Source organism: Zeimonas sediminis (genome assembly GCF_023721795.1).
Lineage (GTDB): Bacteria > Pseudomonadota > Gammaproteobacteria > Burkholderiales > Burkholderiaceae_E > Zeimonas > Zeimonas sediminis.
Map to the genome: position 1 here is coordinate 437,113 of NZ_JAMQYE010000001.1, position 16,516 is coordinate 453,628.

19 protein-coding genes and 1 pseudogene are annotated in these 16,516 nt (G+C 70.9%); 6 read left to right on the top strand and 14 right to left on the bottom strand.

The features are described from left to right. Window positions 1-56 precede the first annotated feature (56 nt). Together M6I34_RS02050 and M6I34_RS02055 are read left to right on the top strand one after the other, a co-directional pair. Window positions 57-1,451: a M20 family metallopeptidase gene (locus tag M6I34_RS02050; protein ID WP_272484056.1), complete on the top strand. Its 1,395-nt coding sequence runs from the start codon at window positions 57-59 to the stop codon at window positions 1,449-1,451. Further along, window positions 1,448-2,650, top strand: a complete 1,203-nt coding sequence (locus tag M6I34_RS02055; protein WP_272484057.1) for a M20 aminoacylase family protein — start codon at window positions 1,448-1,450, stop codon at window positions 2,648-2,650. Before M6I34_RS02050 ends, M6I34_RS02055 begins: the two co-directional genes overlap by 4 nt. Before the next feature lie 10 nt (window positions 2,651-2,660). Here the strand turns inward: M6I34_RS02055 and M6I34_RS02060 are convergent, their stop codons facing one another. From M6I34_RS02060 to M6I34_RS02070, 3 genes are all read right to left on the bottom strand, one after another. After that, window positions 2,661-3,491 (bottom strand): class I SAM-dependent methyltransferase, encoded by an 831-nt coding sequence (locus tag M6I34_RS02060; RefSeq protein WP_272484058.1) that lies wholly within the window; start codon window positions 3,489-3,491, stop codon window positions 2,661-2,663. Between the two features lie 164 nt (window positions 3,492-3,655). Continuing rightward, complete coding sequence (locus M6I34_RS02065) at window positions 3,656-4,222, bottom strand: DUF4396 domain-containing protein (RefSeq protein WP_272484059.1); 567 nt, start codon at window positions 4,220-4,222, stop codon at window positions 3,656-3,658. 117 nt (window positions 4,223-4,339) lie between these two features. Beyond that, window positions 4,340-5,728: a tetratricopeptide repeat protein gene (locus M6I34_RS02070; RefSeq protein ID WP_272484060.1), complete on the bottom strand. Its 1,389-nt coding sequence runs from the start codon at window positions 5,726-5,728 to the stop codon at window positions 4,340-4,342. A 143-nt stretch (window positions 5,729-5,871) separates the two neighbouring features. Here M6I34_RS02070 and M6I34_RS02075 point away from each other — a divergent pair, with 143 nt between their 5' ends. Then, window positions 5,872-6,939, top strand: coding sequence for a GlxA family transcriptional regulator (locus M6I34_RS02075; protein WP_272484061.1), 1,068 nt, complete (start codon window positions 5,872-5,874; stop codon window positions 6,937-6,939). Here M6I34_RS02075 and M6I34_RS02080 read toward each other — a convergent pair. From M6I34_RS02080 to M6I34_RS02115, 8 genes are all read right to left on the bottom strand, one after another. Beyond that, window positions 6,932-7,288 (bottom strand): hypothetical protein, encoded by a 357-nt coding sequence (locus M6I34_RS02080; protein ID WP_272484062.1) that lies wholly within the window; start codon window positions 7,286-7,288, stop codon window positions 6,932-6,934. The two genes, M6I34_RS02075 and M6I34_RS02080, sit on opposite strands and share 8 nt — an antisense overlap. Continuing rightward, window positions 7,285-7,638 (bottom strand): GIY-YIG nuclease family protein, encoded by a 354-nt coding sequence (locus M6I34_RS02085; protein WP_272484063.1) that lies wholly within the window; start codon window positions 7,636-7,638, stop codon window positions 7,285-7,287. Before M6I34_RS02085 ends, M6I34_RS02080 begins: the two co-directional genes overlap by 4 nt. Beyond that, window positions 7,635-8,219 carry a DUF2239 family protein gene (locus M6I34_RS02090; RefSeq protein WP_272484064.1) on the bottom strand — a complete coding sequence of 195 codons (585 nt, stop codon included), beginning with the start codon at window positions 8,217-8,219 and terminating at the stop codon, window positions 7,635-7,637. Before M6I34_RS02090 ends, M6I34_RS02085 begins: the two co-directional genes overlap by 4 nt. 87 nt (window positions 8,220-8,306) lie before the next feature. Next, window positions 8,307-9,902, bottom strand: a complete 1,596-nt coding sequence (gene gshA, locus M6I34_RS02095; protein WP_272484065.1) for a glutamate--cysteine ligase — start codon at window positions 9,900-9,902, stop codon at window positions 8,307-8,309. 166 nt (window positions 9,903-10,068) lie between these two features. Beyond that, a complete protein-coding gene (locus M6I34_RS02100) occupies window positions 10,069-10,551 on the bottom strand; it encodes a nuclear transport factor 2 family protein (RefSeq protein ID WP_272484066.1) in 483 nt (160 codons plus the stop codon). An 80-nt stretch (window positions 10,552-10,631) separates the two neighbouring features. Then, the gene (locus M6I34_RS02105; RefSeq protein WP_272484067.1) at window positions 10,632-11,174 is read right to left on the bottom strand and encodes a flavin reductase family protein; all 543 of its coding nucleotides are present in this window, start codon (window positions 11,172-11,174) and stop codon (window positions 10,632-10,634) included. Between the two features lie 62 nt (window positions 11,175-11,236). Next, window positions 11,237-11,842, bottom strand: coding sequence for a class I SAM-dependent methyltransferase (locus tag M6I34_RS02110; RefSeq protein ID WP_272484068.1), 606 nt, complete (start codon window positions 11,840-11,842; stop codon window positions 11,237-11,239). Next, the gene (locus tag M6I34_RS02115) at window positions 11,839-13,254 is read right to left on the bottom strand and encodes a sigma-54 interaction domain-containing protein (RefSeq protein ID WP_272484069.1); all 1,416 of its coding nucleotides are present in this window, start codon (window positions 13,252-13,254) and stop codon (window positions 11,839-11,841) included. Before M6I34_RS02115 ends, M6I34_RS02110 begins: the two co-directional genes overlap by 4 nt. Before the next feature lie 287 nt (window positions 13,255-13,541). On the opposite strand from M6I34_RS02115, the pseudogene M6I34_RS02120 reads away from it, so the two are divergent. The 3 genes and pseudogenes from M6I34_RS02120 to M6I34_RS02130 all read left to right on the top strand — a co-directional run. Then, window positions 13,542-13,634 (top strand): annotated as a pseudogene (locus M6I34_RS02120) (ubiquinol-cytochrome c reductase iron-sulfur subunit); the annotation flags it as partial. 45 nt (window positions 13,635-13,679) lie between these two features. Beyond that, window positions 13,680-14,576 (top strand): MBL fold metallo-hydrolase, encoded by an 897-nt coding sequence (locus M6I34_RS02125; protein ID WP_272484070.1) that lies wholly within the window; start codon window positions 13,680-13,682, stop codon window positions 14,574-14,576. A 40-nt stretch (window positions 14,577-14,616) separates the two neighbouring features. Then, window positions 14,617-15,327 (top strand): glutathione S-transferase family protein, encoded by a 711-nt coding sequence (locus M6I34_RS02130; protein WP_272484071.1) that lies wholly within the window; start codon window positions 14,617-14,619, stop codon window positions 15,325-15,327. Window positions 15,328-15,378: 51 nt separating this feature from the next. Here M6I34_RS02130 and M6I34_RS02135 read toward each other — a convergent pair whose 3' ends face one another. From M6I34_RS02135 to M6I34_RS02145, 3 genes are all read right to left on the bottom strand, one after another. Continuing rightward, complete coding sequence (locus tag M6I34_RS02135; protein ID WP_272484072.1) at window positions 15,379-15,819, bottom strand: host attachment protein; 441 nt, start codon at window positions 15,817-15,819, stop codon at window positions 15,379-15,381. 73 nt (window positions 15,820-15,892) lie between these two features. After that, window positions 15,893-16,126 (bottom strand): hypothetical protein, encoded by a 234-nt coding sequence (locus M6I34_RS02140; protein WP_272484073.1) that lies wholly within the window; start codon window positions 16,124-16,126, stop codon window positions 15,893-15,895. Continuing rightward, entirely contained in the window at window positions 16,123-16,506 is a 384-nt protein-coding gene (locus M6I34_RS02145) for a phage holin family protein (protein WP_272484074.1), read from the bottom strand. The genes M6I34_RS02140 and M6I34_RS02145 overlap by 4 nt, the downstream gene beginning before the upstream one ends. Window positions 16,507-16,516 lie beyond the last annotated feature (10 nt).

A 16,516-nucleotide genomic window follows, 5' to 3' on the forward strand; every position in this document is an offset into this window, starting at 1 on the left:
ACGCCCCGAACCGGACGGACTCCACGACCGGATCCACGCATCACAGGACCAATGAAATGACCCGCGAAGCAGCCATCGCCCGCGCCGAGAAGCAGTTCGATTCCGGCGAGTTCCGCGAGATCCTCGCCCGCCGTATCGCGATCCCCACCGAGAGCCAGAACCCGGAGCGCGCTCAGGCGCTGGCCGACTACCTGTCGAGCGAGATGCAGCCGGCCTTCGAGGCGATGGGCTTCGAGTGCCGCACGCTGACCCACCCGAAGGCCAAGGCGCCCTTCCTGTTCGCGCAGCGCATCGAGGATCCCGCCCTGCCCACGGTGTTCGGCTACGGCCACGGCGATGTGATCCGCGGCCTGGAGCCCGAGTGGAAGGACGGCCTGTCGCCGTGGAAACTGACCCAGCACGAGGGCCGCTGGTACGGCCGCGGCATCGCCGACAACAAGGGCCAGCACTCGCTGAACATGGCGGCGATGGCCAACGTGCTGGCCGAGCGCGGCCGGCTCGGGTTCAACGCCAAGTACCTGATCGAGATGGGCGAGGAGACCGGTTCGCCGGGCCTGAAGGCGCTGTGCGAGGCGCACCGCGAGGCCTTCGCCGCCGACCTGCTGATCGCCTCCGACGGCCCGCGCCTGCGGCCCGACCGGCCCACGGTCTTCCTGGGCTCGCGCGGCAGCATGAACTTCGACCTGACGATCGAGGCGCGCCAGGGCGGCCATCACTCCGGCAACTGGGGCGGGCTGATCTCGAACCCCGGCATCCAGCTCGCGCACGCGATCGCAAGCATCTGCGGGCCCACCGGCCAGATCCGGATCCCGGAGTGGGTGCCGGACGAGCTGCCGGCCTCGGTGCGCCGCGCGCTGGCCGACTGCGAGGTCGACGGCGGCGCCGACGGCCCCGAGATCGAGCCCTGGTGGGGCGAGCTGGGCCTGTCGCCGGCCGAGCGGGTGTTCGGCTGGTGCTCGTTCGAGGTGCTGGCGTACAAGACCGGCAACCCCGACACGCCGGTCAACGCGATCCCGCCGCGCGCCTGGGCGCGCTGCCAGCTGCGCTTCGTCGTCGGCATCGATCCGGCGCGGATCCTGCCGGCGCTGCGCAGGCACCTGGACCGCCAGGGTTTCCCGATGGTCAAGATCGCCGCGACCCGCGAGGAGATGTTCCACGCCACCCGGATCGACCCCGACGACGCCTGGGTGCAGTGGGCGGTGGCCTCGATCGCCAGGACCAGCGGCAAGAAGCCGGCGGTGCTGCCAAACCTGGGCGGATCGCTTCCCAACGACATCTTCACCGACGTGCTGGGGCTGCGCACCGTGTGGGTGCCGCACTCCTACCCGGGCTGCTCGCAGCACGCGCCGAACGAGCACCTGCCGCCGGAGATCCTGCGCGAAGGGCTGGCGATGATGACCGGCCTGTACTGGGACCTCGGGGCCGGCGGCACGCCGAAGGATGCCGCATGAACGCCCGCTACGCCTGCTTCTGCCAGCTCGGCGACCTGTCGGGTTCGGCCGAGTTCCTGCGCCAGACCCGTCACCTGCTGCACAGCAAGCCGGAGCTGTCCTTCCACGAGCTCGAGACCTCGGAGCTGGTGGCCACGCTGCTCACCGAGTGGGGCTACCGGGTGACCCGAAACGTGGGCGGCCTCGGCGTGGTCGGCACGCTGCAGGTCGGCGAGGGCCGGCGCAGCGTGGCGGTGCGCGCCGACATGGACGCGCTGCCGATCGTCGAGGAGACCGGCAAGCCGCACGCGAGCCGGGTGCCCGGCGCGATGCACGCCTGCGGCCACGACGGCCACACGACGATGCTGCTCGGCGCCGCCCAGCAGCTCGCGAAGACCCGCAACTTCTCGGGCACGGTGCACCTGGTGTTCCAGCCGGCCGAGGAAGCCGGCCAGGACAGCGGCGCGCAGCGGATGATCGCCGACGGCCTGTTCGAGCGCTTCCCCTGCGACGCGATCTTCGGCCTTCACAACCACCCCGGCGTGCCGGCGGGCACCTTCCTGTTCGGCGCGGGGCCCTTCATGTCGGCTTCGGACACCGCGAAGATCACGATCCGCGGCAAGGGCGGCCACGCGGCCCGCCCTCACCTGTCGGTCGACCCGGTGATGATCGCCGGCAGCCTGATCATGGCGCTGCAGACCGTCGTGTCGCGCAACATCGACCCGACCCAGACCGCGATCGTGACCATCGGCACCGTGCACGCGGGCATCGCGGCCAACGTGATCCCGGACTCGGCGACGATGGAGCTGAGCATCCGCTCCTTCGATCCGGACGTGCGGGCGCGGCTCGAGGCGCGGATCACCGGGCTGGTGAAGAGCCACGTGGAGGGCTACGGCGGCGCGGTCGAGATCGACTACCAGCGCGGCTACCCGGTCGTCGTCAACAGCGCGGCCGAGACCGGGTTCGCGCTGGGCGTGGCGAGGGAACTGGTCGGCGAGGACAAGGTCGTCGCGCCCTTCGGCCCGGTCACCGGCAGCGAGGACTTCGGCTTCTACCTGCAGCACAAGCCGGGCTGCTTCCTGAGGCTCGGCAACGGGGTCGACAGCCCGATGCTGCACAACCCGAGGTACGACTTCGACGACGCGAATCTCACGGTCGGCGCCGCCTTCTGGACCCGGCTGGTCGAGCGATTCCTTGCCGAGGCGCCGGCGACGGGCTGATCCGGCCTCGTCAGCGTCGGGCGATCATCTCGACCGGCGCGATCAGCCCGGCCTCGATGTTGGCGACCATGTTGCCGATCTTCGTGGGCGTGTCCGCGCCCATCACGAGGTGCAGCCCCAGCGGCGGCGGCCCCTTGGCCGATGCCAGCCGCGCCCGCAGGCGCGCGAAGAAGTCGAGCGCGAACTGGCGTCGCGCGCGTTCGGCGAGAAGCACGAAGCCGGCGGCCTCGAGCGCCTCGCGGTAGGCATCCGGCGCCGCGACCGCGCAGGTGGCGGCGGTCGTCGCCCAGGGCAGCGGATAGGCCAGCGACCCGCCGTCGCCGGCACGCATGACGTCGTAGACGCCGAAGGACGCCCCCGGCCGCAGCACACGCGCCACCTCGGCGAACAGCGCCCGCTTGTCCGCGATGTTCATTCCCACGTGGATCATGTAGGCGGCGTCGAAGCTGGCGTCGTCGAAGGGCAGGCTCAGCGCATCGGCGACCCGCAGGTCGACCGCCCCGTCGAGCGCCGTCCAGCGCGTCAGTTCCTTGCCCGCCTCGATGTAGGCCGGCGTCAGGTCGACGCCGCTGACCAGGACCCGGTACCGGTCGGCGGCGAATCGCGCCGGGCCGCCGAGTCCGCAGCCGACGTCGAGCACGCGCTGGCCGTCCGCCAGCCCGAGCTGGTCGAGGAACTCGACGCTGGCTTCGCGGCCGCCGATGTGGAATTCGTCGGCCGGCGCGAGATCGTCGATCGAGACGGTGGCCGGAGACTTGCCGAGCGCCGCGAGGCCCGCCTCGAACGCGGCGAGCAGGCCCGCGCGCTGGTAGTGGGCGGCGACTGGATCGGTGCCTTTCATGGGCAACCTCCCGGCAACGCATGCGCCCGAGGAACCCTCCGGCGTTCGCGACATTGCCTTGTGAATCCGGATTATGCGCCGCGCACCGGCCGGCGCAAGAGGCACGCGAGCGGCGGCCGGACACATCCGTTCGAGGCCGACGCGCCGACCGTCCCGAACGATCCTCAGCAGGCCTCGCAGTCGTCGAGCTCGCGCAAGGCGCTCGGAGGCAGACCGGGCTTGCGCTCGCCGGCAACGGCCGTCGACGGGGCGTGCGTCGCATGTACCAGCGCGTGCCCCCTGCCCCGTCCGATCAGCCAACGGTTGACCGGGAAGGCGGCCAGCCCGGCGATCGCCAGCGCAATGGCCAGCGAGCTCCAGAAGAGCGGAGAGGACAGCGGGGCATCCATCGCTCCCGGGATCGCGAGCATGATCAGGTTGTCGATGACCTCCATGATCAGGATCGAGGCCGAGTCGGCGGCCAGCGCGAGCCGCCCTGCTTCGCGAACGCCCATTCCGGCGCGAAGCAGCGGCGCCATCGTGAACGCGTAGCCGAAAGCGAAGGCCAGCAGGACCGCCAGCGCGATCGTCGCGCCGTTGGACAGGCCCAGGGCGGTGCCCAGCACCATGCCCAGGACCTCGCCGATCGCACAGCCCGACAGGCAGTGAAGCGTCGCCGAGACCGCGAGTCGATTCAGCCCTCGTTCATCCAGGCGGGCGTGATGTGAATGATCCGGGGTCGTCGGATTCATCGTGGCTCTCCTGTTCCGTATGCGGGGAAGTGGCGCGCGGCGAATACCGCGCGCATCGGAGAGTCACTCTCGACCTTCCCACGATGGTAGGGTCAAGCTTTTCCTCCAGCCCGCCGTTCAGAGGGGCTCGGCCAATAGCCTGGCCGCGCGCGCTGCGCTGCCCGCCGAGCTCGCTCCGCCCGAGGCAGCGGCGACACTGGCTGCTCGCGCTGCGAACAGCCGGCTCAGCGGGCTGGTCGGGCGCAACGCGACCCGTTCGTTGACCAGCGCCCTGGCCAGCGCCGGGTCGTCGCTTCGCAGCGCCGCCTCGATCAGCGTCAGGTCGATCACGTCGCGCTGTGCGTGGCTGCCGCCGAAACGGTGGGCGATCGAACGGATCGAGCGCAGCAGCCGGATCGCCTGCGCGTAGTCGCCCTCGCCGAAGGCGCGGATCGCCAGCGTGGCCGGGCGGCCGGCCTCGCGGGTGAAGGCGGCGTTGTCGGCATCGCCCGCCAGCGCGGCCTCCTGCGCGTCGAGCACCTGCTGCTGCGGCGCCAGCTGGCCGGTCGACACGAAGGCCATCATCGCGTGCATGTCGTTGAACGCGTAGTTGCCGGCGCCGGCGATCGGCGCCCAGTTGTCGGCCACCGCCTGCCAGCGATCGCCGACGTCCACGCCGCGCATCTGCAGGCGCCACAGCATCGCGCTGGCGTCGATCATGTCGACGACCACCGTCGAGCGCGCGCCGAAGATCGGTCCGTCGAACAGGCGCAGCACCTCGTCGATGTCGCCCAGCTCCAGGTGGTACAGCGCCAGGTGCCACCAGTTGTGGACCGCCAGGAAGCTCTCCGGCGCCCAGCTGGCCGAGTTCGGCTGCAGCCAGGCGATGCCGTCGCGCGGCCGGTTGCGCATCTCGATCACGTGGGCGACCGCGTGCCAGCCCCAGCCGTCGCGCGGCTCGAGCTCGACGCAGCGGCGCCCCTGCCGCTCGGCCTGCTCGTAGTCGGCGGTCTCCTCCAGGCCGAAGGCGTGCATGCCGAGCACCGCGTGGTAGCCGGGCATCGTGCCGCTCCAGGCCGGCAGCGCGCGGGCGATCCGGTCGCGCAGCATCCGCGAATTGCCGGTGAAGAAATCGATCTGGTGCCCGGCCTGCAGCGCCAGCGGGTCGCGCGGCCAGGCGATGCTCAGGTCCTCCAGCACGCGCCCGGCGGCATGCCAGCGACCGTCGACCAGCAGGCGGATCGCTTCCAGGTGCGCGCGCTCGCGCTCGGTGGCAGGCAGGTTGGCCGCCGCCTCGTGGCAGGCCCGCGCCACCGGGATGCCCTCGGGCTCGGTGCCCAGCAGGTGCAGCCAGGCCTTCAGGACGTGGGCCATCGTCATGTCGGGGCTCGCATCCAGTGCGCGGTCGACGGTGGCCACGGGGTCCGCGATGAAGCAGCGAAGCTCGTGCGAAGCCTGCTCGAAGCAGGCGAGGCTCTCGGGGCTCGCCCCCGAGACTGCGTGTCCGTACTGGTCGGTCAGGGTCATGATGTCCTCTCCGTTTGCGTCGCGGCCGGGGATTCGGCCTTCGGGAGCGTCGCGGTGGCGAACGCTCCGGCGATGAACGAAGTGTCCCGCCGCAGGCAGGTTTGGACTAAAGTGTTTTCTGCAACGAAACGGACATTCGTGCCATGACCGAAGCGTCCAGACCGATCGTCGTCGCGCTGCTCGCGGTTCCGGATGTCACCGCGGCCACCCTGTACGGCTTCCACGACACGCTCTGCGGCGTCGCGCGCGACTGGCAGATGGTCCACGGCGGCGCGGCGGCGTCGCCGTTCCGGCCGCTGGTCGTGTCGGCCGACGGCAAGCCGTTCGCCGCGGCCAACGGCGTTCGGATCACGCCCGACGCCGCGTTCGCCGACTGCCCGAAACCCGACATCGTCTGCATCACCGACCTGGCGATCGCACCCGGCGCGCAACTGGACGGCGTGTACGACGCGGCCGCGGACTGGATCCGCGAGCGCCACGCCGGGGGCGCGCTGCTGGCGTCGGCCTGCTCGGGGGCGGCGCTGCTGGCCCGCACCGGCCTGCTGGAGGGGCTGGACGCGACCTCGCACTGGGCCTATTGCGATGCGCTGCGCGGACAGTATCCGGGCGTGCGCTGGCATCCGGACCGCGGCCTGGTGATGAGCGGCGCCGGCCAGCGGATCGTGATGGCCGGCAGCGGCATCGCCTGGCACCAGCTCGCGCTCGCGCTGATCGCCCGGCACGCGGGCGCCGAGGCCGCGATGCAGGTCGCCCGCATCAACATGTTCGACTGGAACCCGACCAGCCCGATCGCCTACGCGTCGCTGACCCGCGGCGAGCCTGCCTCGGATCCGGTCATCGCCCGCTGCCAGCAGTGGGTGGCGTCGAATTACCACTGCGAGTCGCCGGTTGCGCAGATGGCGGCGCTGTCGGGGCTGCCCGAGCGCACCTTCAAGCGCCGCTTCGCGCAGGCCACCGGCATGAGCCCGATCGAGTACGTGCACACGCTGCGGCTGGAGGAGGCCAAGCAGATGCTCGAGGCCAGCGACGCGCCGGTCGAGGCGATCGCGCTGGACGTCGGCTACCAGGACGCCAGCTTCTTCGGCAGGCTGTTCCGGCGCCACGTGGCGCTCACGCCGGCCCAGTATCGCCGGCGATTCGGCAACCTGAAGCGCCGGTTGGCCGAGGCTCAGTCGCCTGTCGGCAGCGCGCCGGCGGCGCCCCTCAGCTGAGGGTCAGCTCCGCGCAGGCGGCGGCCGCGGTTTCGCGCGCCTCCCGGAGCAGGCGCCGGCCGGCGGGGCTCAGCTTCACCGGCCGCGCGTCGTCGCTGCCCACACGCGAGACCAGTCCCAGCTTCTCGAGTGGGCGCGTGCGGAGCAGCAGTCTCGATCGGAGCATGCCGAGCGCGCGCGCCAGTTGCGCTTCGGGAACGCCAGCCGGCTCGCTGTCGAGGCGCTGAAGGAGGACGAAGTCCGACCACGACAGGCCGTGGTGCGTGCCGAGCGCCTCGTCCAGATGGAACCTGGCCAGCGCATGCGCGCGTTCGCGCTCGAGGAGGGATTGCAGCTTGCCGAGCGTCATGCCTCGCTCCTGGTGCAGAGTTCGGCCCGGTAGAGCTCCTCCAGCGCGCTGAGCTCTGCCGAGTAGTCGAAGTCGGGATCGGTGCGCTCCTTCACCAGTTCGAGCACCTCGAAGGAGATCGCTGCCGGATTCAGTTTCCAGTCCGCCTGCAGCGCCTTGTCCGGATGACTTCCGAGGCGCAGCTCGAACTCGATGCGATTGATCGCCCCCGGCACGTTGCGGCTCGAGGCGACGCGCACTCGCCCACTGGCCTCGCTCCGGATCGCGTAGACGCCCATCCGGGGAAAGGCATCCCGGGCCTCGCGGGAAATCCGGCGCCGCTCGGCGGCCGAAGGGACGAACGTGTTCATTCTGAACTCCTCGAGCTCGGGTCGTAGTCGGGGTCGGCGAGCCGCAGCACGTGCTCGCGTATGTCCGGGGGCCAGCCTTCGGTCCTGCCGCGCAGGGCCTGCGGGTCTCCGGCGAACAAGGCCCGGGAGGCTTCTTCGAAGCCGGGCCGGTCCCCGGCCAGCGCCACCATGAGCTTGTAGCTGCGCTCCTGGGCGCGGCGCAGGCGTTCGCGACCCGCTCCGGCGCGGCGCGCTTCCTGGACGAGCTTGCGCAGCGCCACCGAGGCCCCCCCGGGTTGCGATGCGAGCCACTCCCAGTGATCGGGCAGGAGAGTGACCTCGCGCGAGACCACGCCCAGGCGCGGTCGGCCGCGGCCCCGCGGGACCGGTTCCTTTGCGATTGCGGCGGGCACCCGGTAGCGGCGCCTTACGTCCTGCTCGCCACCTCTCAGGTCCAGGTCGATCTGGCTGCCGGTGGCGTCGTCGAACACGAGCACGCCCTTCGCCGCTTCCGAGGCGCGCTTTGCGGCGACAGCGACTTCCTCCAGGGGGCCAGTGGCGATTCGGCGGGCACCGCAGAAGGCGCTGTACGTATGCTCCATGTCCAGATCCATGGAGCTAATATTACCCGGATATAAATGGGCCCGTCAATTATGTCCGGGTAAATTTCCGCACGCGCAGGGGCAGCTTCAGTCGTCCCCGATCGGCAGCGTGCCGGCCAGGTAGCGCTGGCGGTATTCCTCGAAGGGCATCGAGTTGGCGGCCTCGATCGCCTGCTGCTCGGCGATCGATTCCTCGGCCAGCCGCTCGAAGTGCCGCTGCGTCTCGCGCGGGAACGGCAGCGCGAGGACAGCCTCGCGGTTGCGTTTCGACGCGTCGAGCGCGAACGCCGGAAACGCGTTGTCGAAGTCGCGGGCCATCGCATCGAGCACCCGCGCCGATGGCGTCAGCGAAGGATCGGCAAGCGCCGCCTCGGCTGCGGCGAGCGCCTCGCGATGCGCCGCCGTGCCCCGTGCCTGATCCAGCGCCGCGGCAATGGGCGCGCATTCGGCGAGCAGTTTCCGGCCCCAGTCGGCCACCCCGATCTCCTCGGACGCGGCGCCGTTCGCCCCCAGGCGCCTGAGCTTGAGCCCCGGGTCGCGGCCGTGCTGTGCGACCCGGTGCTGGTTGTACGAGATGCCGGCGATCTCGTCGGGCGTGTCCTTCGGACTCTCCGCGAGCAGGCAGTGCAGCAGGAACACGTCGAGGAAATGCATCGTGGCGGCGCCGATGCCGACCGGCTCGAACGGGTCGAGGTCCAGGCAGCGGACCTCGACGTATTCGACGCCGCGCTCGGCCAGCGCGTGCAGCGGTCGTTCGCCCGAGCGGATCCGCCGCTTGGGCCGGATCGTGCCGTAGAACTCGTTCTCGATCTGCAGCAGCGTCGTGGCCAGTTGCCGGTACAGCCCGCCGCCGTCGTGGATGCCGATCGCCTCGTAGGGCGGATAGGGCTCGCTCAGCGCGCGGCGCAGCGAGGCGGCGTAGCTGTCGAGGCAGTTGAAGCTCACCGCGAGCGAGGCCTGCGCGTCGCTCTGGTAGCCGAGCGGCCCCATTCGCAGCGAGGTCGCGTGCGGCAGGTACATCGTGCCGCCGGCGAGCGGCTGCAACCCGTGCTGCCGGCCCTCGACGAAGCTGCGGCAGACCGCCGGCGACGCCCCGAACAGGTAGAGCAGCAGCCACGAATGGCGCCGGAAGTTGCGGATCAGCGAGAAATAGGCGGCGCTGCGGTAGTCCTGCTCCCCGGCCCGGCTGCCGTCGGCCCGCATCAGCGCCGGCCAGGCCGAGGACGGCAGCGAGAAGTTGTAGTGGATCCCGGAGATCGTCTGCATCCGGCGGCCGTAGCGGTGCGAGAGCCCCTGCCGGTAGACGGTCTTGGCGCGCCCGACGTTCGAGCTGCCGTAGCGGCCGAGCGGGATCCGGTCCTCGTCGGGCAGGCCGCAGGGCATGCTCGCGCCCCACAGCAGCTCGTCGCCGATGTGGCGGTACACGAACTGGTGGATCCCGGTGATCTCGGCCACGCAGGCCTCGGCCTCGCGGTGCACGCCGGTGATCAGCTCGAGCTGCGATTCGCTGAAGTCGGTGGTGATGTTCGGGTGGGTCAGCGCCGACCCGAGCGCCTGCGGATGGGGCGTGTCGGCGAGCATCCCGTCGGGCCGGGTGCGCAGGCTCTCTTTCTCGATGCCGCGAAGCAGCCCCGTAAGGGCCTCGGGCGGCAGCGCGTTGAGGCGGGTGTCAAGAAGCGTCAAGGGGTGCTCCGATGGCCCAGGGGAGCCGGATCTCTGGAAGTCGGGGGCGCAATTCTGGCAGAGCCCGAGCGAGTCTGCCCGGATTGTCGCTCAGCCGCCGGCCGGTTGCCGCCCCGGCGTCGCTCGGCTGCCGGTCTGCGTCGCCTAGTTGCCGCCCCGGCGTCGCTCAGCCGGTGCGGGGCCGGCGGCCGAGGTGCGCCACCACGTCGTCCTTGCCGGCGAGCTGGCGGGCGTAGCGGTCGAGCAGCTTGCCGATCCGCTCGGTCGCATAGCCGAGCTGGCTGAAGGCCACGCCGCGGTCGAAGGCCTCCTCGTAGCGCGCGATCAGGCCGTCCTGCAGCTCGAAGCGGGCGATGCCTTCGAACACGATCGTCCGCCCCGCGCTCTCGGGCTCCTTCGAGCGGTAGCTGAACAGGTAGCCGGCGTAGCCCGAACGCCCGTCGCAGACCGGATTCCGGAACTCCCAGAAGAAGTCCTCACCGCCGACGTGGAATCGATCGAGCATCGCGGCGATCTCCTCGCGTCCGCGGTGCAGGCCGAAGAAGTAGTCGTCGTAGCAGCCGTCGGGCGTGAACAGCCCGGCCAGGCCGGCCGAGTCGTGCGCGCCGACGGCGCTGGCGAAGCGTTGCAGCAGGTTCTCGAAATCCATGCGTGTTCCTCTCGATCGGGGCGGCGAGCGCGCGATACTGGCGCGCGCCTTCCAGGCGCTCGATTGCGGCCCTCGCCGGCTCAGCGCATCCGCGACGCCAACTGCACCGTGGGGCCGGCCTTCATGAACGCGCCCCAGCCGCGATGGTGCAGCGTGCGCGCATTGCGGCGCCGCGGGTCGATCCAGGCCGCGACCACCTCGAGCACGAAGAAGTCGTAGCTTGCCACCATCTTCGTGTCGGCGATCCGGCACTCGAGGTTGGCGTGGCAGGCGTCGATCAGCGGCGCCTGGACCAGACTGGCCGGCGAGGTGCGCAGGCCGAACTCGGCGAACTTGTCGATCTCGCTCCCCAGCGTGTTGCCGCAACCGACCACCGCGTCGGCCAGCGCGGTCGACGGAATGTTGATCGTGCACGCGCGGCCGGCCCTGAGCAGCTCGTGGCTGTAGTGGCTGCGCGCGACCACGCAGCCCACCAGCGGGGGCTCGAACTCCATCATCGTGTGCCAGGACATCGTCATGACGTTGCGCCGGCCCTTGTGGGCGGTGGCGAGCAGCACCACCGGGCCTGGCTCGAGCAGGCCGTACGCGTCGGCGAGCGGCAAGGCTTCCTTCGTTCGCGACATCCGGATCCCCTCCTCCTGCGTTTCCCTCTACCCGTTCAGCCCGTCCAGTCCGTTCAGTCCGTTCAGTTCGGTCGCTGCCCGACGTAGCGCACGACCCTGGCCGCGCCCCTGTGCCCCGGCCCCTCGTCGAGCTCGACCTCGCCGGCCCAGGCCAGTTCTTCGCGCAGCAGGCCGTCGAAATCCTCGCGGATGTCCTCGAGCGGGGCGAGCATGTCCGGGTCCTTCGGCCCGCCGCTGGAGCGCCCGAGCTGGCTGCGGTCGAAGGCCTCCAGGATGAGCCAGCCGCCGGGGGCCAGCGCCCGGGCGAGCGCGCGATGGACGACGCGCCGCAGCGCCGACGGCAGGTGGACGAAGGTCAGTACGACCGCATCGGCGCTGCCGGGCTCTGCCCGCCAGTCGGCCAGGTCGGCCTGCAGCGTGGTGATCTGCGCGCCCTCGCCGGCCGCCAGCGCCCGCGCCTTTTCCAGGCCGACGCCGGACGAATCGATCGCCAGCACGTTGTGCCCCCGCAGGGCGAGCCACACGCTGTTTCGCCCCTCGCCGTCGCCGGGCAGCAGCACGCATCCGCCCGGTTTCAGGCGACTCGCCTGCTCGATCAGGAAGGCGTTCGGCGCGGTGCCGTACTTGTAGCCTGGTTCGGCATAGCGCTGGTCCCAGAAATCGCTCATCGAGGGGCGTCCTCCTCCTTCTGGTTCGCCGCGGCGCGCTCCGCCTGCTGGAGCGCGCGCAGCTTTCGATAGAGCGAACGTTCGCTGATTCCGAGTTGCCTGGCCAGTTCCGCTCGGCTGCCGTGGTGGCTGCGCAACTGCTCGCGAAGCGCCGCCAGTTCCAGGGCCTTCAGCGTGGAAGTCGCCGGCGCGGCCGGGATGGACGGGCCCGGGACGGACGGGCCCGGGACGGACGGGCCCGGGACGGACGGGCCCCGGGCGGGCGATTCCCACCCGGAGACCGGCTTGCAGGTCTCGAGCGCCTGCTCCACCTGGGCGAGCTCGATGCGCGGCCCGTCGCAGAGCAAAGCGGCGCGCTCGAGCAGGTTCCGCAGCTCGCGCACGTTGCCGGGGAAGTCGTATCCGGCCAGCCGTTCGAGCGCCGCGGCGGAGAGCCGCAGCCGGCGCGCCGGCGACACGCGTTCGAGCAGGGCCTCGGCCAGCGCCGGGATGTCGTCGCGCCTTTCGCGCAGCGCCGGCAAGTGGATCGGGAACACCGCGAGGCGGAAGAACAGGTCCTGACGGAAGCCGCCCTCGGCGATCATCGCCTGCAGGTCGCGATGGGTCGCCGACACGATCCGCAGGTCGGCATGGCGCAACTCGGTGCTGCCGACACGACGGTAGGTTCCCGATTCGAGCAGCCGCAGCAGCTTGACCTGCATCGTCGGCGGAATGTCGCCGACCTCGTCCAGGAATAGCGTGCCGCCGTCGGCAGCCTCGACCAGGCCCGCGCGGGCGGCCGTCGCGCCGGTGAAGGCGCCGCGCTCGTGCCCGAACAGCTCGCTCTCGAACAGGTTCTCGGCCAGGCTCGCGCAGTCGACCACGACCAGCGGTCGGGACGCCCGGGCGCTCGCCGCGTGGATCGCCCGCGCCACCAGCTCCTTGCCGGTGCCCGACTCTCCGTGCAGCAGCACCGCGGCGCTGGACGGCGCCACCCTTGCGACCAGCGCCATCAACTTGCGGAAGGCCTCCGACCGGCCGATCAGCTCGCCGCCCTCGCCCGGATCGCGAGAGACCTTCAGGGGCTCCATCTTCTCGACGAAATAGGCGATCTCGCCCGAGGCGTCTCGCACCGGCGTCAACTCGATGTCGACGTAGGCCTCGCCGCGCGGCGTGTGGTGCAGGTGCAGCACCCGCTCGCGCTGTCCGCTCTCTCGCGCGCGCGCCAGCGGGCAGGACTCGCCGGACTGGTCGCAGGGCGCCTCGAAGCGATGCGACACCGCGTGGCAGGTGCGGCCCAGCGCCGACCCGTCGGGGCTGAACTCGCGCCGGTAGGCGGCGTTGGCGGCAAGGATCCGGTAGCCACGGTCGAACAGGATGTGCGGCTCGGGCAGGCTCTCGAGAAAGGACACCAGTTCGGGCGACAGGGACATCGCTGCCTCGCGGGAGTCGGGAGCACGGCTTTCGATGATACGCCGGGACTGACGCCGGACTGCCAATTCTGGCGGTCGAGATCGCGAGCCTTCTCGTCCAGTAGTCATGCCAGAAATGGCGTACAGCGCTGCTCGTTTTGTCAGTCTCCAGGAAAATTTATGGAGAAACGAGCTTAAAACTTGTCTATAAGTATCTAATTAATATGAAGAGTACCTCCATTAACGAGAGGGTGCGATTCCTGAGTTCATCCGGACCAGATCTCGACACGAAGCAGGCCCGAGATGAACGAACGAAGCCGGCCCCCGCGAACCTGGAGGTGCCGCCTCACCGCTACCCGAGCGAGAACCGGCTGACGATCGGGGAGGACGATGCCGCCTGATCGTTGTATCGTCGCCCCGATACGCCCTCGAACCGGAGATGCCCCGTGAGCGCTACGCGCCTGCAGATCGAGACCTTCCTCGACGAAGACTCCTCGACCTTCACCCATCTGGTGCTGGATACGTCCACCGGCCAGTGCGCGGTCGTCGATCCGGTGCTCGGCTTCGACCCGGCCTCGGGCCGCACCGACGACTCGGGCGCGCGCAGGATCGCGCACCGGATCCATGAACTCGGCGCGAAGCTGCAGTGGATCCTCGAAACGCACGCGCACGCAGATCACCTGAGCGCCGCGCCCTTCCTCAAGCGGGCGCTGGGCGGAAAGATCGGCATCGGCGAGCGGATCCGGGAGGTGCAGAAGGTCTTCGGCGAGCTGTTCGGCGAGGGGCCCGGATTCGCCCGGGACGGCAGCCAGTTCGACCGGCTGTTCGCCGACGGCGATGGCTTCGCGATCGGCTCGCTGCCGGTGCGCGCGCTGCACACGCCCGGGCACACGCCCGCCTGCCTCGCCTACCTGATCGAGGACGGCGAAGACAGCGTGGCCTTCGTCGGCGACACGCTGTTCATGCCCGACTACGGCACCGCGCGCTGCGACTTCCCGGGCGGAGACGCGTCGGCCCTGTATCGCTCGATCACCCGGTTGCTGGCGCTTCCCGCGCGCACGCGGCTGTTCATGTGCCACGACTACCCGCCCGAGGGTCGGGCGCTGCGCTGGGAGACCACGGTCGCCGAGCAGCGCCGCGACAACATCCACGTGCGCGACGGCGTCGACGAGGCGACCTTCGTCGCGCTGCGCGAGCGTCGCGATGCCGGGCTGTCCACGCCCCGGCTGATGCTGCCGGCGATACAGGTGAACATGCGCGCCGGCCGCTTCCCGGAGCCGGCCCCCAATGGCGTCAGCTACCTGAAGCTGCCGATCGACGCGCTGGGCAGATCCCGCGCCTAGCACGCGGTCGACGGGAACCTCGACGAGGGAGAGGCGCGAATTGCCCGCCGGCCAGTTGAAGCTCTACATCGGCAACCGCAACTATTCGTCGTGGTCGATGCGTCCCTGGGTGCTGATGCGCCAGGCCGGCATTCCCTTCGAGGAGCGCCTGGTCCGCTTCGATTCCTTCGAGCCGGAATCCGCGTTCAAGCGCGCGCTGGCCGGCATCAGCCCGACCGGCAAGGTGCCGGTCCTGGAGGCGGAGATCGACGGCGAGTCGCTGCGGGTCTGGGACACGCTGGCGATCGCCGAGCTGCTCGCCGAGCGCTTTCCCGACCGGCGTCTTTGGCCGGTCCGGGCCGCCGAGCGCGCGATCGCCCGGTCGGTGGTCGCCGAGATGCACGCCGGCTTCACGGCGCTGCGAAGCTGCTTCCCGATGAACATCGAGGCCAGCCTGCCCGAGGTCGGGGCAAGGCTGCTCGCGGAGCGGGCGGACGCCGCGGCCGACCTCGCCAGGATCGGCGAGCTTTGGCGAAGCTGCCTGGCCGCGTCCGGCGGCCCTTTCCTGTTCGGCGAGTTCGGCATTGCCGATGCCTTCTTCGCGCCGGTGGTGATGCGGATCCGGACCTACGCACTGCCGCTGGAGGAGGTATGTCGCCTCTACGCGCAGCGCGTCGAGCGCTCCCCCGGCGTGGCCGCCTGGATCGAGCTGGCGCTCGCCGAGAAGGACTTCCTGCCCTTCGAGGAGCCCTACCGAAGCGCGCCCGGCTGAGGCCGGGGCGGCGCGCGCGGTGAGCCCGGCGGCGCCCCCGCCGGCGCTCGCTCAGCTCTCCAGTTGCTGCGCGATCCGCCCCTCCAGGTCGCGCCCCTTGAAGGACGTCAGGTCGATCGCGGCGCTGTGCGCCACCAGCTTCGCCGTGGGCGCGTCGAGCAGGCCGCGGATCGCGCCGAGCATGGCGGGCGCCGCGAACAGCACGATGCTGCCGCAGCGATCGGCGTGGGCGCCCTGCTGAACGTAGTCCGCGATCTGGCGGGCGAAGCGCTCGACCTCCTTGCCCTTGAGCTCGACCGCCGGCTGGTAGGCGGTGTGCCCGCCGCCCTGGGTCATCGTGCTGCCGGGCTGGTCGTCCGTGAGTTCGGCGCTCTTGAGCCGGCTCTCGGGGTGCACGTAGGACTCGAGCAACTGCAGCGGGTCCTTCGGCTTGGCCCGCTCGAAGATCTGGGCCTGGAACGCGTTGGCGACGACGATCCACGTGGGTTTCATGCTGGGTTCTCCATGGTCGGTGGTGTTGGTTCGACCGCGGGCATCGGCCGCGACGGCGCGGCCCGCGCCCCGGTCAGCGTTTCGAAGGGTGACGCGAGCGCCAGCGGGCGTAGAGCCAGGGCACGACGGTCAGCAGCAGGGAGCGGGCCGGCAGCGAGGTCGAGGCCGCTCCCAGCGATTCCCGCAGCAGCCGGATCGGGCGCGTCGTGTCGCGAAGCTCCTGCGCGAGCCGCTCGCGCATCAGCATCGACTCGGCCACCAGCAGCCGCTTGCGCAGCGCGCGCAGGTCGTCGGGGGCCCGGCTCATCGCTGCCCCGCGGCCGGTCGATCGACCTTGCCCGGCTCGGCCGAAAGCCGGCGGCGATCCTGCTCGAACTGCGCGACGGTCTCGGCGAACAACGGCGGCCGGTCGCCCGACAGCCGCGCGAGCCACCAAAGCAAGCCGCCGCCGGCCGCGCAGAAGACGATCGCGAAGGCCGCGAGCGCGAGCACGCGGTGGGTTTCCCAAAGCGCGACGATCACCGCGATCGCCCCGAAGGCCGCGCCGACGCTCAGCAGCAGCGCGGCGCCGATCGCGATCGCGATCGCGCGGACGAAGTGGTCGATCTCGTCCTGCAGCTCGAGGCCGGCCAGCTCGAGCCGGACGCGAACCGTGCCGAGCAGCGATGCGAGGATTCGCCGGATCATCGCGGGCGCG

Coding starts and splice junctions, on each gene's coding strand:
- M6I34_RS02050 (WP_272484056.1), top strand. CDS start 57: ATGACCCGCGAAGCAGCCATCGCCCGCGCCGAGAAGCAGTTCGATTCC.
- M6I34_RS02140 (WP_272484073.1), bottom strand. CDS start 16,126: ATGAGCCGGGCCCCCGACGACCTGCGCGCGCTGCGCAAGCGGCTGCTG.
- M6I34_RS02060 (WP_272484058.1), bottom strand. CDS start 3,491: ATGAAAGGCACCGATCCAGTCGCCGCCCACTACCAGCGCGCGGGCCTG.
- M6I34_RS02055 (WP_272484057.1), top strand. CDS start 1,448: ATGAACGCCCGCTACGCCTGCTTCTGCCAGCTCGGCGACCTGTCGGGT.
- M6I34_RS02070 (WP_272484060.1), bottom strand. CDS start 5,728: ATGACCCTGACCGACCAGTACGGACACGCAGTCTCGGGGGCGAGCCCC.
- M6I34_RS02085 (WP_272484063.1), bottom strand. CDS start 7,638: ATGAACACGTTCGTCCCTTCGGCCGCCGAGCGGCGCCGGATTTCCCGC.
- M6I34_RS02115 (WP_272484069.1), bottom strand. CDS start 13,254: ATGTCCCTGTCGCCCGAACTGGTGTCCTTTCTCGAGAGCCTGCCCGAG.
- M6I34_RS02080 (WP_272484062.1), bottom strand. CDS start 7,288: ATGACGCTCGGCAAGCTGCAATCCCTCCTCGAGCGCGAACGCGCGCAT.
- M6I34_RS02090 (WP_272484064.1), bottom strand. CDS start 8,219: ATGGAGCATACGTACAGCGCCTTCTGCGGTGCCCGCCGAATCGCCACT.
- M6I34_RS02135 (WP_272484072.1), bottom strand. CDS start 15,819: ATGAAACCCACGTGGATCGTCGTCGCCAACGCGTTCCAGGCCCAGATC.
- M6I34_RS02105 (WP_272484067.1), bottom strand. CDS start 11,174: ATGTCGCGAACGAAGGAAGCCTTGCCGCTCGCCGACGCGTACGGCCTG.
- M6I34_RS02065 (WP_272484059.1), bottom strand. CDS start 4,222: ATGAATCCGACGACCCCGGATCATTCACATCACGCCCGCCTGGATGAA.
- M6I34_RS02075 (WP_272484061.1), top strand. CDS start 5,872: ATGACCGAAGCGTCCAGACCGATCGTCGTCGCGCTGCTCGCGGTTCCG.
- M6I34_RS02145 (WP_272484074.1), bottom strand. CDS start 16,506: ATGATCCGGCGAATCCTCGCATCGCTGCTCGGCACGGTTCGCGTCCGG.
- M6I34_RS02110 (WP_272484068.1), bottom strand. CDS start 11,842: ATGAGCGATTTCTGGGACCAGCGCTATGCCGAACCAGGCTACAAGTAC.
- M6I34_RS02100 (WP_272484066.1), bottom strand. CDS start 10,551: ATGGATTTCGAGAACCTGCTGCAACGCTTCGCCAGCGCCGTCGGCGCG.